We start from the raw sequence: 12795 nt of genomic DNA, 5'->3' as shown, positions 1-12795 counted from the left end.
GAACCGTGGAACGAAGGCGGGGTTTCGCGGAGCATGGGGTTCCAGAAACACGAAGGCCCGCGTCTGCGGGCCCCGTGTTGCCGTCTCTCCCGGTGTTGCGCCGGGAGCGGCATTCCAGAATGTGCGCGATCCGGGATCGCCGCGGGGATCGATCCCCCGCTTTGCCGGCACGAGCCGGTTTGAGTACGGCCTATGCCTGTGTGTTGATGATTTTTCCGATCATCTGCCCGGCGAGGTTGGTCGTCGGTTGCTGAACAGCCTGAACGCGGTTTTGTTCAGAGGCTCTGGCCAGTTCCTTTTGCTGCCGAATGGAGTCGGCGGCCTGCGTATCACGCACTGCCGTTGCCTGCTGAAGCCGCGTCGCATCGACGCTCCCCGAGACGGGGCTGATCTTCATATGCCCTCCTTTGCCGCAACGCGAGCCTTGGGCTCGCACAACCTCTTTATAGCGGTTGTCGGGCGAATTGACACCCTCAAAAAACCGCGCACTTCTCGCGGAGCGAAGCCGGACGGACAAAACCGTTGCGCTCACCGCAACAAATTAGTCACATTTAGGCGCAGATCCCCCCTTTTAAACGCTTGTCCCCGTAGAATCCGCCCCCCATCAGCCCTGCCTTCTGCGGCGCGAAATCGCAAATGAGGCCGTCCATATGGACCAGTATCCGAGTTTGCATATCGCCCTTATATGCCGCCACGACCAGGCTGCTTGCTAGCATCTGCTCGATGAGCCCCCCCCTGTGTGGCTGGCTCTCCCCCGCAGAACTTCTCAATTCCTGGAGATAGAACGAATGGATATCAAACTGTCGGCGATTGCCTGCGCCACCCTGCTCGCCTTCGGCGCGAGTGCCGCCCACGCATCCGACTGGAGCGACACCTCGATCGGCTACCGCTATGGTGAGCACTTCGGCGAACCCGCCAACAGCACCCCCATCGCCAAGCACATTTTCAGCTTCACCCATGCAGACGGCTACAAGTACGGCAGCAACTACTTCACCGTGGACATGCTGAAATCCGACGCCAACGATCCCGAGAACAACTCGAACGGCGGCGCTCAGGAGTTCTACCTGGTCTATAACCACCAGCTGTCGCTGGCCAAGACCACCGGCATCAAGGTTGCCGCGGGCCCCCTGTCCGACATCGCACTGTCGACCGGCTTCGACCTGGGCACGAAGAACAACGCGTTCGCTTCGAACGCTCGCAAGATCATCGTCGGCCCGACGGCCAAGTTCAACGCCTTCGGCGGCTGGACTGACCTGAGCCTGATGTACTACAAGGAAACCAACAACAATGGCATCGTCGGCAAGACCGTCAACTTCGACGCGGCTTACCGCATCGCCGGCGCCTGGGCCTTCCCGATCGAAACCGGCTTCATCCCGCTGAACTTCAACGGCTGGTTCACCTACACCGGCGAGAAGGGCAAGGACGGCTTCGGCGCCGATACGAAGCCCGAAACCTGGATGGACGCATTCCTGATGGCCGACGTCGGCTCGCTGGCCGGCAAGAAGAACACCGTCTGGGCGGGGGTCGGCTACGAATACGTCAAGAACAAGTTCGGCAACGACCACGCGACGACCGCTGGCGCGAACACCTCGTCGGTAATGGGCAAGGTCGAATGGCACTTCTGATCGCCTGACGATCGGCAGTCCCCGAACCGGCAGCGGCGAGAGCCTGCTGCCGGTTTTTCATTTCAAGGCCCGGCTCGCCTACAATCGCCGACATGACGACACTTCACGCCCAAGACCCGCTCGCCTCGCCGCTGGGCAAACCGGTCTCCTACCGCAACGAATACGCGCCGGATCTGCTCTTTCCGGTCGCCCGCGCACCCAAGCGGCAAGAGCTGGGCCTGGATGCACAAGCACTCCCATTTCACGGTCTCGACCTGTGGAACGCCTACGAACTGTCCTGGCTGGAGACACGCGGCAAACCCGTCGTTGCGCTCGCCGAGTTCCGCGTTCCGGCCACCTCCCCCTGCCTGATCGAGTCGAAATCGCTGAAGCTCTACCTGAACTCGTTCAACCAGAGCCGCTTCGCCGACGCCAAAGCGGTGCGCGAGACGCTGATTCGCGACCTGTCGCAGGCGGCCGGCGCAACGGTCGAAGTGTCGGTGTTTCCGCTCAACGGAGCGCCGCAGCGCGCCTTCGGCACTCCCCGCGGGATACTGCTCGACACGCTCGACATCACGATCGACCGCTACGAGCCTGAGCCCGGATATCTGTCGTCCGATGCGAACGCGCCGATCGTCGAGGAAACGCTGTACTCGCACCTGCTCAAATCGAACTGCCTGGTCACCGGTCAGCCGGACTGGGGCATGGCGGTGATCCGCTACCGCGGCGCACCGATCGACCGCGAAGGCTTGCTGCGCTACCTGGTGTCCTTCCGCAACCACAACGAGTTCCACGAGCAGTGCGTGGAGCGGATCTTCTGCGACGTCCAGAGGCAGTGCGCGCCCGAGAAACTCGAAGTCTGGGCGCGCTATACGCGCCGGGGAGGCCTCGACATCAACCCCTGGCGCAGCAGCGAGAATGGCTGCGAGCCGGACAACGCCGACGAGATCCGGCAATAGGCTCACGAGGACCACGAAGCGACATGAACTCCCGATGGACCTTCCGCAATGCGACCCCGGCCGACCTGCCCTCTATCGTCGCGATCTACAACCAGACCATCGCCGGGCGCATGGTCACGGCCGACCTCGAACCCGTGACGGTCGAGGAGCGCCAAACCTGGTTTGACGCGCACACGCCAGCGCGCCACCCGATCTGGGTCGCCGAGCGGGATGGCGCCGTCGTCGGTTGGCTCAGCTTCAGCAAATTCCACCCCCGCGCCGCCTACGACGCGACAGCCGAACTGTCGATCTACATAGACACTTCGGAGCGTCGCCAAGGACTGGGCGGTGTCTTCGTGCAGAAGGCCATCGCCGAGGCCCCGAGCATCGGTTTGAAGAACCTGGTCGGACTGATCTTCGGCCACAACGCACCCAGCCTTGCGCTGTTCGAGCGCTTCGGCTTCGCACACTGGGGCACCCTGCCCGACATCGCGGAACTCGACGGCATCGAGCGCACGCTGGTCATCGTCGGCAGGCGGCTCTAAAAGCATCAAGAGCCAAACATGGGCCTAAGGATCGAACGCAGCGACCCCGATTCGCCAACGGCCCGCGCGTTGCTCGACGCTCTATCGGAAACGCTGGCCGCCCTCACAGGCGACAGCGGCCGCAGCAGTTTCGACGCCAGCGATGTCCGCGGCGCAGGAGCCGCGTTTGTCGTCGCACACAGCGCGACGGGCGAAGCCATCGGTTGCGGCGCCTACCGCCCCTTGCAGACGGGGGTCGCCGAACTCAAGCGCATGTATGCGCACAGCACAGGAGCCGGAGTCGGCTCCGCGCTACTCGCCCACCTTGAACAGGCGGCGCAGGCCGATGGATATTGCGAGATATGGCTGGAGACGCGGCGCGTGAACACGCGCGCCGTCGCTTTCTACCTGAGACACGGCTACCACGAGATCGCGAATTTCGGCCGCTACCTGGGCCGCCCCGAAGCCATCTGCCTCGCCCGCACGCTCACCGCAGAGACGGTGCGTAGGCAAAGCTAGCGCAGCAGGATGCAGGCCGTGCCGACCACGGTCAGGCCTGCGCCCAGCCAGGCACCGGGCGCCGGCACCCGCTTCAGATGAATCCACAGCAGGGGCAGGACCAGCACCGGTGAGACCGACGAGAGGATGGAGACGATTCCGATGTCTCCGCTCTGCAGCGCGAACATCACGAGACTGGTGCCCAACCCCATCGCGATCAGACCATTGAGCCCGGTCTGGAAGAGCACGGCGAAGTTCTCCGGCTTGTGCGCTTTCGCGACCTTGAAGCCCAAACCGAGCAGCACGAAATGCGCGGCGCCGGCCGCCGTGACGCGCAACGCGGTCGCGGTCAGCGGATCGAAGTGCCCGGCCATCGCCGGTTTCGCGATCAAGGTTCCGAGCGCCTGGCACAGCGCAGCGAAGAGGCCCAGCGCGACTCCGATGCTGACCCTCCCCCGGTCGGCCTCCCACGCATGCGACTCATCCTTGCTGCGCCCCAGCAGCACCGCGATCGCGACGCCGACGAAAGTCAGCACCGCGCCCAGGGCGCCGAGCGCGTTGAGCCGCTCGTCGAAGACCAGCATGCCCAGCAAGACGCTGAACACCGCGTTGGTCGCGAACAACACTCCGGAGCGGCGCGGTCCCAGCCTGTTCATCGCTGAGAAGAGGGCGCTGTCGCCGATGAAGATACCGATCAGGCCGCTCAGTCCCATTGCGCCGGCGACCGGAAGGGCGATGGGCTGCCAGCCCCTCGTTGCGAGAATCCCCACCCACAGCGCAACGGCAACGATCAGCATCCGCCAGCGGGTGAAGGCGAAAGCACCGAGGTAGCGCGAGGGAGAGACCGACAACATCGCGCCGATCGCCCAGCACGCCGAGGCGGCCAGCGCGAACAATTCGTGGGGGAGGGACATCGGGGGAACAAGCAGCGAGAACAGGGAGCGAAGATAACACCTTCGTTTCCAAAAAAAACAGCCCGGTCATTTCTGACCGGGCTGGAATCGACTCGGGGGCGAGTCGATATCCCCCATTACAGAGAAGTTGCGCAGGCCGCCGTCGTACAGGCTGCCGCGGAGGGCACCCAGCCGGCATTGTTCGTGCCGTAGGACTGCAGGATCTGGTTGCGGTTCGAGTAGCTGGTCTGATAGACCCGGTCGCTCATCTGCTTCGAGTAACCGGTCACATCCGTACCATGGCTCGTGATCGGAGTACCGTTCATCGTCTTGCTGCCGTACTCGAACCAGCCGTTCGCAACCGCGATGCCATAGGTGCCGACCGAGTTGGTCTTCGTCGTCGTGCTGAACGTCGAACCGATGTCGAGGTAGTTCGACCACAGCGTTGCATAGGTCGTGTTCAGCGCCGCCGAGTTCGCGGGCAGGTTAGGAATCGGGCTCGTGTACCAGCCGGCATCCGCGATGTGCGAATCCATCGTCGTGTTGATGTAGCTGATGATGTCGCAGTTGTAGGCCAGGCCCTTCGCATAGGTATAGGTGCCGCTCGTGCAGGCCGAACCTCCGCTGCGGGCCAGATAGGCGGAACCATCCGCAACCCCCGGACCCTTGGTGAGCTTGCTGTTCAGGAACACGAAGCCCGGATAACCGTAGTAACCGCGCGTCTGGACGACGTAGCCGCCCTTGGTCGCATCGACAGTATCGGCGATCGTGCGCACTTCCGATTCCTCGATCACCGACGCATACGGGTAGCCCCAGATGAAGTCGACGTTGCCGGCGATCAGGCTCTTGTAGAACCAGCTCCAGCCCTTGACCAGAATCGTGTCCTGAGCGGACAGGAAGTTCATATAGGTCGCGCTCAGACGGCCCGTCCCGTTGTAGTAGATCGTTTCGGCCTGGTTGTTGACGGTGCCGATCTTCACGTTGGTGTTCTGCAGCGTGAATTGGTTGAAGGTCAGCAGGTCAGCGCCCTCGATCAGGAAGACCGAGCGTCCGCCGCCCAGGTAAGGACGGATGCCGGACTTCTCGCCCATCGGCTTCCACAGCCCGCTGGTCGAGCCGAGCATCTTAGCCATCGTCAGCGAGCTGCCGGTACCCGGGTTGTACTCTTCGAGGTTCTTGTACTGGATCTTGACGCCGTCGCGGCTTTCGCCGGTGATCGTCAGGTTGCTGACGCCGTTGAGCCACAGCTGCTCTTCATAGGTGCCGTTCTTGACCGTGATGTTCTTCGCGACGAGGGCGCTGTTGCAGGCGTTCGTCGAAGAGCCGGCGCAGTTGTTCATCATCCAGTCGAGCGCGCCCTGCACCGTCCGGAAGTCCGCATCGCCGCTCGCCGCGACCGTCACATCGGTCACCGACGACGGGCTCGCCTTGGTCGTGAAGGCCCAGTCGGTCGTCGTGTCGATACCGGCGAAGGCGGTGCCCTTGATCGTGCCGTTCAGCACACCGTTGTCGATCTTGACGTAGTAGGCGGTCGAAGGCTGCAGCTTGCCGTCGTGCAGACGGATCGTCGCGGTGTTGCCGGAAATCGTGATCGGCGTGTAGAAGACCCAGCGCGCGATGCCCTTGAGCGTCGTGACGCCACCACCGATCGCATCGACCTCGGTGTCGTTGTCGGCATAGGAGGTCTGGCTGTTGATGTCATCGCCCGGATTGACCGTGGTCACGACTCCGTTGACTTTCGTCGTCGTAGCCGTGCCGGCAAATTTGTTCAGGGTATCCGTGGTCACACCCGGCGTCGCCGCGGTCGCATCGGCGACATAGCTACCCGAATCAAAGGCATTGACGCTGATCCGGTCGACGAGCACGTTGTCGCTGGCCCGGTAGACATTGATGAAGCCGCTCGTGCCGATGGTCGGGGCCGAGTCGAAGCTGATCTGCAGCCGGGTATCCGCATACGCGGCGGACTCACCGCTGGCCGGCAGCAGGGTTCCTGCCGCGATCGTCGGAGTGGTCGAAGCCGGGGTCGAATCCGAGCTGCCGCCACAGGCCGTCAGCACGCTCGCCGCCAGAACGCTCAGGGTCGTGGTCAGCAGCGCCGCCGGGACCTTGCGAGTCGCTTTTTTCATACAGAGTCTCCAGTTCCTTGTTATTGATTCAATTGCTGAGCGGGATCGGCTTTCGCGCAGTCAGAGCGGCCTCTTCCCGTCGGTTCTGATATATCAGCTGATATATTACACTTCTCATAATCGGTAGCAATGAGTGCAGAAGTTTTTTTTATATGGATGATTACGACATAAGCCGTTCGCATGCGCGCATGCGCACCGAGCCCGGAAAATGCATTGATTTGAAAGGTGTTTTCTCAACGAACGGAGAAAAGAAGGTGTGATGCACGCGCACCACACCTCGCCAGCCGCGAGGCCGTGCGCCCGTTCAAGGACGCACGGTTGTTACAAATGCGGGATCGCGGCGAAACTCAGGGTGCCGTAAAGCCGGTTGGCACGGGAGAGACCTTGCCGACTCCGGCACTGGCTGCCACGCGGGTCCGTACCGCGTCGACCGTCGTATCTGCCGAGTAGCTGTAGTGGCTGGTCGGAGCCCAGCTCACCGCGCCGATGAAGGGCTTGGAGCCGCTGCCGTTCTGCGCGTTGATCAGCGTCTGGGCGACCGTGTTCAGGTCGACGGCGCTGCCATTGAGCCAGGACGAGACATCGGTGAAGTACTGAGCCCAGGCATCGAAATTCGCGCTGATCAGGTCAGTCGCCGCCGCACCGGTGATGTCGAACGCGTTGCGCTCCGAATAGACCTGCGCGTTATAGCCAAGGCCAATCGCGTAGCCAAAGTAATACTGCTGGCTCGCATCGGTCTGCTTCGGACCCTCATACAGGTTGTTGAAGATGTGCACCTGGCCGTTGCGCACGCGCGGCATCCGCTGATTCACCCACTTGATGTAGTTGTGGTGGAAAGTGATCCGGTAGGAGCCGTCGTTCGTATCGGTCGAACCGATCAGCATCGCCTTGTGGTGGTTGTAGAACTTGCTGTACGACACCGTCACATAGTCCGAACCGCTCTTGATGTCGAGCAGGCCGTCGTAGTACTTGTACAACGACTTGTCGGTCTGTGCGCCGGAGAGCGCCGCACCGTCGGTGAAGTCGCAGTGATCGACCCAGACCCGGGTGCTGCCCAGGATCGTCAGCCCATCGGGCTCGGCGTTCCAGGAGCAGTAGTCCTTGTCCGTAACCCCGCTGGAGCAGGCCTCGAAGGAAGGCCAGAAGTCGGTGTTCGGAACGAAGCGGACATTGCGGACGATCACGTTGGACACGCTCTTGACCAGCAGCCAACCGTGGTGAAAAGTCGGAAGCGAACCATCCGCGCCGGCAAGACCGATGATCGCGATGTTGCCGCGCTCGAGCTTGGCCTGGGTCACCGCCTGCTGGCAGGCCTGCTTCGTGACGCCGGTCGCAGTGCACAGCGGATCAGTCCCGGCCTCATAGTCGGCCTGAGCCAGCACGGTCCCGGAATCGTTGGTGTCCGCGACGATCCGGCCCTTCAGATAGATCACGACCGGATAGTTCTTCCAGCCCCCGGTCACGCCGTTGTGCACTTCCCACTTCGACCAGTCCGGCCGGCTCGATGCGCTCGCGTAGCGGGAATCATCGTTGCTGGAGCCCGATTTCTTGGACCGGTACAGACAGTCGCGCAGCGTCTTCATGCTGTCCGCGGTGCAGCTGACCGGGGCATAAGTCGTCGTACCCGACACGATCGAGGAAAAGCCTCCGGTCGGCGAGCCGCCAGCAGCCGCGACGGTCGCCCAACCGAGCAGGCCATCGTCCGCAATGCCGGCGCTCGCCGTGCCTCCGCTCGTCGATCCGGACGTATCTCCGCTGCTCGTTCCGCCTGTGGTCGAACCCGTCGTATCTCCGCTGCTTGTTCCCCCTGTGCTCGCCCCGCCGGAACTGGTTCCCGCACTCCCGCCCGTCGTCGTCCCCGAGCTGGAGCTCACCGCATCGGAAGAGGAACCCCCCCCGCCACCGCAAGCGGCCAACACCAGCGCAAGACACAGCACGCCCAGGCGCGCCCCCTTTGTTGCAGTCACTTTTACGCGCATCGTTTTTCCTGTTATCAGTTCGCGCCGCACCCGCTTCGAGAGCGGCCGCGCTGTCTTCTCCACCTCCGGCTGCGCGCCATCCCGTCAAACGCGATGGCACGAGACCGCAGAACCTGCGCTGATATATTACATATGGAACAATTACTTGCACACCCGTGAATATTCCCGCTGATGTCCAGCCCCTCTCCGCGCGGCCCCTGCCATAGAAAGGCCGCCTCCAGAGCGGGATCTCCCGAAGCGGAAACACCCCCTGTTGCGGGGGGTGTCGGCCAAACCCGCACTGATGTCGACTTTATTTACACACGAACCGAAACGAGACTCTTCGGCGCGCACAAGCCACTGATGTTTCTGGACTATTCATTTCTGGCACGCCTATTGCTGTGGGAGCAGCAGTACTTTTTGACGGAGTTCAGAGATGCGTATCAAAAAACTTGTCGCGGCTCTTGGTAGCGCCCTGACGCTTTGCCTGGCAACGGGGATCGCCCGCGCCGACGTCATTCCCTACAGCAATGCCGGCCACTACAACACGACGACCTATTCCTTCACCGCCGCAACCGACGGCGAAATCATCGCCTACATCGTCGGCGGATTCAGTGCCGCCTATGTGAACGAGATCGGACTGTTGATCAACGGCAGCCTCAGCGCCGCCGGATTCGGCCTGAACAACCACACATCGACCCTCGGCGACTCCTTCAGCCTTGGCTCCGTCCACGCTGGCGACAGCCTCGTCTTCGTACTGCACGATCTGTCCCTGGGACAGGACGCCTATTCCGATCCGACGCGCAACGCGAGTTACGATGCCGCCGGAGTGACGGGACACAACCACATCTATTCGACCGCCTATACGGCAACGTCTCCGCTTCTCGACGGCGTGCCGGCGGGCACCTATGTCGCCTTTGAAGACCTTCCCTTCCCGGGGGCGGACTACAACTACGACGACGAGAGCTTCGTGTTCTCGAACGTCGAGACCCACCCCGACCTGCCTGAACCCGGTTCGCTGGTGCTCGTCGGAGCGGCCCTGACCGGCCTGGGCCTGCTTCGCCGCGGCAAAGCTGCCTGAACGGGACTGCGGGCCCGCCCCCGGGCGGGCCTTGTAGCAGTTCGTCATCACCGGATCGGTCATGCGGAGCCGCTCTGGCGTAAAATCGGCGCACGATTCATTTTCCCTGCATCCGCCATGTCCCGCTCCTTCCGCCTTTCCGCTCTCCTCCTTTCGCTGTGCCTGTACTCCGCCGCCGCGCAGTGCGGCTCGACTTCGCTGATGTCGATCTCGGACAGCCTGTCCGTCAGCGTCGAGAGCTTCTCCAAATCGTTGTCCGCATCGAGCAAGGGCGCGGCAAAGGTCGTCAAGCTCGATGAGGGCGACTACCGGGTCGTCGAAGTCGCCGACGCGGGGGCCAAGGCGCAGGTTCGCCTGACCCTCGTTCCCGCCGCCCAGACCAACACCGACGAGGGTTTCTACCTGACGCTGCGCGCCGACCAGCTCGCCCGCACCGAGGTCCGCCGCGATGCGATCGTCTCGGTTCGCGCCCGCCCCTACGGCGTCGCGGTCTTCGACCAGGGTTCGGGCGATGCCTTCGCGCTGGTGCTCGACGAAGCCTGGACTTCGCGGATCGATCCGGCTCCGGTAACGCTGTAAATGAAGGCAGGCGCCCGGCGGCGCCTCTTCGCGCTCGCTTCCATCGCCTCCGCGGCGCTGCTAGCGAGCGGCGCCGCGTCCGCCGACTCGCTGTCCTACTGCGGCCACCCGGCCCAGATCGGCACGGTTCAGGCCGACCGCTTGCTGCAGATGGGCAGCCTGGTCGAGAAGCTCATCGAGGGTTCCGGCGCGCAGGCGGCCATCATCTCCCGCTCCGGCCTGGACCTGCGCCGCTTCGACATCCGCTACTCGCACGCCGGCATCGCGCAGAAGGGCGAGAACGGCTGGCAGGTTCGTCAGCTCTACTTCGACTGCAAGGAAGAACGCCCGCGCATCTTCGACCAGGGCGTCCCCGGCTTCGTGCTGAGCCAGGACGACATGAAGTCCATCTACGTCTCGCTGCTCTTCCTGCCCAAGACCGAGGAAGCCCTTCTCGGAATGGGCGCGGAGGACAAACGCCTGTCGCTGTCGCTGCTGGCGAGCGAGTACAGCGCGAACGCCTACCCCTTCTCGACGCGCTACCAGAACTGCAACCAGTGGGTCATCGAGATGATCGCCCAGGCCTGGGGCGGCCTCGCGATGCAGACCGAGGTTCCCGCGCAGCGCCGCGAAGCCCAGACCTGGCTCGCCGCGAACGGCTACCCGGGCAGCGAGATCCGGATCAACCCGCTCTTCATGTTCGCGAGCCGCTTCGTTCCCTTCCTGCACCGCGAAGACCACCCCGAAGCCGAGCTCGCCGACAACCTGTACCGGGTCAGTCTGCCCGCCGCGATCGAGCGCTTCGTCAAGGCGCGCGCGCCGGCCACGACCCGCACCGAGCTGTGCCTGAGCGGCAAGACCGTCGTAATCCGCGAAGGCTGGAAAGGCTTCGGCGAGGGCTGCTTCGCCGAGGAAGGCGACCGCAGCGTCGCGCTGGATTAGGGACGTCGTCCTTCTACGCCTTCGTTCAGGAGGCAACACGCCATAAGTCATTGCATGGGCAGACAACAAGCGGAAGAATGGAAGCCTGAATCCGCATGTCGCCGTTACCCGGACAAGGCGAACATTCCCGCTCAGAACTGAGCGCGCGGAGACCGAGTGCCACTGCCCACTTTTCTTCGCGAGGAAGCATGAAAACCCTGACTTCATTTCTCTGCATCGCAGTGCTCTTCCTGAGCGGCTGCGCTTCTTCCCTGATGAAACCGGCCGAAGAGCAGGCGCTCAAACCCCCACCCGCAGAGACCAGCCGCGTCATCTTCCTCCGTCCATCGAGCTTTGGCGGTGCGATCCAGGCACCGCTGTTCGACGTCAGCGACGGCAAGCCCGTATTCCTGGGCGTGAGTTCGGTCGGCACCAAGATCGTTTACGACACGACACCGGGAAAGCACCACTTCATGGTCGTCTCGGAAGCGGCGGACTTCCTCAATGCCGAACTCGCCGCGGGCAAGACCTATTACGCGGTCGTCGCTCCCCGCATGGGTCTCTGGAAAGCGCGGTTTTCGCTATGGCCGGTCAAGGCAGACCGGAAGGCCAAGTACAGCCTCAAAGACAAGGGATTCCCCTCCTGGCTGGAGGAAGGCAAGCTGGTCGCCAATACGCCGAAAGGCGAGCGCTGGGCCAGGGACAACGCCGAGGACATCCAGGTCAAGTACTCCACCTACAAAGAGATCTGGGACAGGAAAACCGATGAGGCGCAGGAGAAGCGCACCCTCGAAGCCGAAGACGGCGTGAGCGTGCGATAGGCTCGCCCCAACGAGCCCGTGGAGCCCGGTCGCCAGGAGCGGGGCTCCTTTCCCTCCCTCCAGGGGACGGACAAAACCCGCAATGTCTTTGCCACAAGGCAGCGCCAAGGCATCCATCGTCACCCTAGAATGAACGCTCTCAAAAGGCACCCTGACGATGAACAAACTTCCCTTCCTGGTTTTCGATGTCAATGAAACGCTGTTCGATCTCGAAGCGCTGACGCCGCACTTCAAGCGCCTGTTCGGGGACGAGTCCGCGATGCGCGAGTGGTTCGCGCAGCTCATCCTCCATTCGGAAGCGCTGACGCTGGCCAAGGGCTATGTCAGTTTCGGAGAGCTGGCCGGAGCCGTGCTGAAGATGGTCGCGGAAGTGCGCGGCAGTCATGTCAGTGAAGCCGATGTCATTGAGGTGAAGAAAGCCATCGCCGCAATGCCGCCCCACCCCGATGTCAGGAGCGGCCTCGGCAAGCTTCGTGACGCCGGTTTCACGCTCTACACGCTGACCAACAACCCCAAGGCCTTCTGCGTCGAGCAGCTCGAACGCGGCGGCCTGAACGGCTTTTTCGAGCAGACCTTCAGCATCGACGACGGCGCGAAACGCTACAAGCCCGCCCCGGAAGCCTACCGGGCCGTCGAACTGGCGCTGAACGCCTCGCCCGATCAGCTATGCCTCGTCGCTTGCCATACCTGGGATACGCTTGGGGCCGCAGCGATGGGCTGGCATAGCGCGCTGCTCAAGCGGCCGGGGAATGCGCCGCTGGCGATCGGCGAGCAACCCGTCGCGATCGCCGGGGATCTGGATCAGCTCGCCGACCAACTGATCGCGCGCTTCTGCCGCTGAGCAGCGCCCCGCCTGAGGCCGCTGGCGGCCGC

Annotated in this window: 13 protein-coding genes; 9 read left to right on the top strand and 4 right to left on the bottom strand. The window is 63.1% G+C overall.

The window, feature by feature from the left end; all coding sequences use genetic code 11:
* Positions 1 to 190: 190 nt before the first annotated feature.
* On the bottom strand, positions 191 to 397 hold the full coding sequence (locus ACHFB9_RS01740) for a hypothetical protein (RefSeq protein ID WP_417069260.1): 207 nt from the start codon (positions 395 to 397) through the stop codon (positions 191 to 193).
* A 391-nt stretch (positions 398 to 788) separates the two neighbouring features.
* Between ACHFB9_RS01740 and ACHFB9_RS01735 the strand changes: the two genes are divergently transcribed.
* The 4 genes from ACHFB9_RS01735 to ACHFB9_RS01720 all read left to right on the top strand — a co-directional run bounded on the left by ACHFB9_RS01735 (position 789) and on the right by ACHFB9_RS01720 (position 3585).
* Complete coding sequence (locus tag ACHFB9_RS01735; RefSeq protein WP_417069259.1) at positions 789 to 1625, top strand: hypothetical protein; 837 nt, start codon at positions 789 to 791, stop codon at positions 1623 to 1625.
* Positions 1626 to 1717: 92 nt separating this feature from the next.
* Positions 1718 to 2563 (top strand): NADPH-dependent 7-cyano-7-deazaguanine reductase QueF, encoded by an 846-nt coding sequence (gene queF / locus ACHFB9_RS01730; protein WP_417069258.1) that lies wholly within the window; start codon positions 1718 to 1720, stop codon positions 2561 to 2563.
* 23 nt (positions 2564 to 2586) lie between these two features.
* Positions 2587 to 3087, top strand: coding sequence for a GNAT family N-acetyltransferase (locus ACHFB9_RS01725; protein WP_417069257.1), 501 nt, complete (start codon positions 2587 to 2589; stop codon positions 3085 to 3087).
* An 18-nt stretch (positions 3088 to 3105) separates the two neighbouring features.
* Complete coding sequence (locus ACHFB9_RS01720) at positions 3106 to 3585, top strand: GNAT family N-acetyltransferase (RefSeq protein ID WP_417069256.1); 480 nt, start codon at positions 3106 to 3108, stop codon at positions 3583 to 3585.
* Here the strand turns inward: ACHFB9_RS01720 and ACHFB9_RS01715 are convergent.
* The 3 genes from ACHFB9_RS01715 to ACHFB9_RS01705 all read right to left on the bottom strand — a co-directional run bounded on the left by ACHFB9_RS01715 (position 3582) and on the right by ACHFB9_RS01705 (position 8562).
* The gene (locus ACHFB9_RS01715) at positions 3582 to 4478 is read right to left on the bottom strand and encodes a DMT family transporter (protein ID WP_417069255.1); all 897 of its coding nucleotides are present in this window, start codon (positions 4476 to 4478) and stop codon (positions 3582 to 3584) included. The genes ACHFB9_RS01720 and ACHFB9_RS01715 overlap by 4 nt on opposite strands.
* 116 nt (positions 4479 to 4594) lie before the next feature.
* Positions 4595 to 6583: a pectate lyase gene (locus tag ACHFB9_RS01710; protein WP_417069254.1), complete on the bottom strand. Its 1989-nt coding sequence runs from the start codon at positions 6581 to 6583 to the stop codon at positions 4595 to 4597.
* Positions 6584 to 6930: 347 nt separating this feature from the next.
* Positions 6931 to 8562 carry a pectate lyase family protein gene (locus ACHFB9_RS01705; RefSeq protein WP_417069253.1) on the bottom strand — a complete coding sequence of 544 codons (1632 nt, stop codon included), beginning with the start codon at positions 8560 to 8562 and terminating at the stop codon, positions 6931 to 6933.
* A 415-nt stretch (positions 8563 to 8977) separates the two neighbouring features.
* Between ACHFB9_RS01705 and ACHFB9_RS01700 the strand changes: the two genes are divergently transcribed.
* The 5 genes from ACHFB9_RS01700 to ACHFB9_RS01680 all read left to right on the top strand — a co-directional run bounded on the left by ACHFB9_RS01700 (position 8978) and on the right by ACHFB9_RS01680 (position 12763).
* Positions 8978 to 9622: a PEP-CTERM sorting domain-containing protein gene (locus ACHFB9_RS01700; protein WP_417069252.1), complete on the top strand. Its 645-nt coding sequence runs from the start codon at positions 8978 to 8980 to the stop codon at positions 9620 to 9622.
* A gap of 117 nt (positions 9623 to 9739) precedes the next feature.
* Complete coding sequence (locus ACHFB9_RS01695; protein ID WP_417069251.1) at positions 9740 to 10201, top strand: hypothetical protein; 462 nt, start codon at positions 9740 to 9742, stop codon at positions 10199 to 10201.
* A complete protein-coding gene (locus tag ACHFB9_RS01690; RefSeq protein WP_417069250.1) occupies positions 10202 to 11122 on the top strand; it encodes a DUF2145 domain-containing protein in 921 nt (306 codons plus the stop codon). It abuts the gene before it with no gap.
* Positions 11123 to 11310: 188 nt separating this feature from the next.
* Positions 11311 to 11922 carry a hypothetical protein gene (locus tag ACHFB9_RS01685; protein ID WP_417069249.1) on the top strand — a complete coding sequence of 204 codons (612 nt, stop codon included), beginning with the start codon at positions 11311 to 11313 and terminating at the stop codon, positions 11920 to 11922.
* Between the two features lie 157 nt (positions 11923 to 12079).
* Positions 12080 to 12763, top strand: coding sequence for a haloacid dehalogenase type II (locus ACHFB9_RS01680; protein ID WP_417069248.1), 684 nt, complete (start codon positions 12080 to 12082; stop codon positions 12761 to 12763).
* Positions 12764 to 12795 lie beyond the last annotated feature (32 nt).

The sequence above is a fragment of the Niveibacterium terrae genome (assembly GCF_048213115.1).
Taxonomy (GTDB): domain Bacteria; phylum Pseudomonadota; class Gammaproteobacteria; order Burkholderiales; family Rhodocyclaceae; genus Niveibacterium; species Niveibacterium terrae.
Note: the sequence above shows the minus strand (reverse complement) of the source record. Positions and strands in the feature narration are given on the sequence as shown.

What these genes read in the sequence shown, in the direction of transcription:
- ACHFB9_RS01740 (WP_417069260.1), bottom strand. Translation starts at nt 397, where the DNA reads ATGAAGATCAGCCCCGTCTCGGGGAGCGTCGATGCGACGCGGCTTCAG.
- ACHFB9_RS01735 (WP_417069259.1), top strand. Translation starts at nt 789, where the DNA reads ATGGATATCAAACTGTCGGCGATTGCCTGCGCCACCCTGCTCGCCTTC.
- queF (WP_417069258.1), top strand. Translation starts at nt 1,718, where the DNA reads ATGACGACACTTCACGCCCAAGACCCGCTCGCCTCGCCGCTGGGCAAA.
- ACHFB9_RS01725 (WP_417069257.1), top strand. Translation starts at nt 2,587, where the DNA reads ATGAACTCCCGATGGACCTTCCGCAATGCGACCCCGGCCGACCTGCCC.
- ACHFB9_RS01720 (WP_417069256.1), top strand. Translation starts at nt 3,106, where the DNA reads ATGGGCCTAAGGATCGAACGCAGCGACCCCGATTCGCCAACGGCCCGC.
- ACHFB9_RS01715 (WP_417069255.1), bottom strand. Translation starts at nt 4,478, where the DNA reads ATGTCCCTCCCCCACGAATTGTTCGCGCTGGCCGCCTCGGCGTGCTGG.
- ACHFB9_RS01710 (WP_417069254.1), bottom strand. Translation starts at nt 6,583, where the DNA reads ATGAAAAAAGCGACTCGCAAGGTCCCGGCGGCGCTGCTGACCACGACC.
- ACHFB9_RS01705 (WP_417069253.1), bottom strand. Translation starts at nt 8,562, where the DNA reads ATGCGCGTAAAAGTGACTGCAACAAAGGGGGCGCGCCTGGGCGTGCTG.
- ACHFB9_RS01700 (WP_417069252.1), top strand. Translation starts at nt 8,978, where the DNA reads ATGCGTATCAAAAAACTTGTCGCGGCTCTTGGTAGCGCCCTGACGCTT.
- ACHFB9_RS01695 (WP_417069251.1), top strand. Translation starts at nt 9,740, where the DNA reads ATGTCCCGCTCCTTCCGCCTTTCCGCTCTCCTCCTTTCGCTGTGCCTG.
- ACHFB9_RS01690 (WP_417069250.1), top strand. Translation starts at nt 10,202, where the DNA reads ATGAAGGCAGGCGCCCGGCGGCGCCTCTTCGCGCTCGCTTCCATCGCC.
- ACHFB9_RS01685 (WP_417069249.1), top strand. Translation starts at nt 11,311, where the DNA reads ATGAAAACCCTGACTTCATTTCTCTGCATCGCAGTGCTCTTCCTGAGC.
- ACHFB9_RS01680 (WP_417069248.1), top strand. Translation starts at nt 12,080, where the DNA reads ATGAACAAACTTCCCTTCCTGGTTTTCGATGTCAATGAAACGCTGTTC.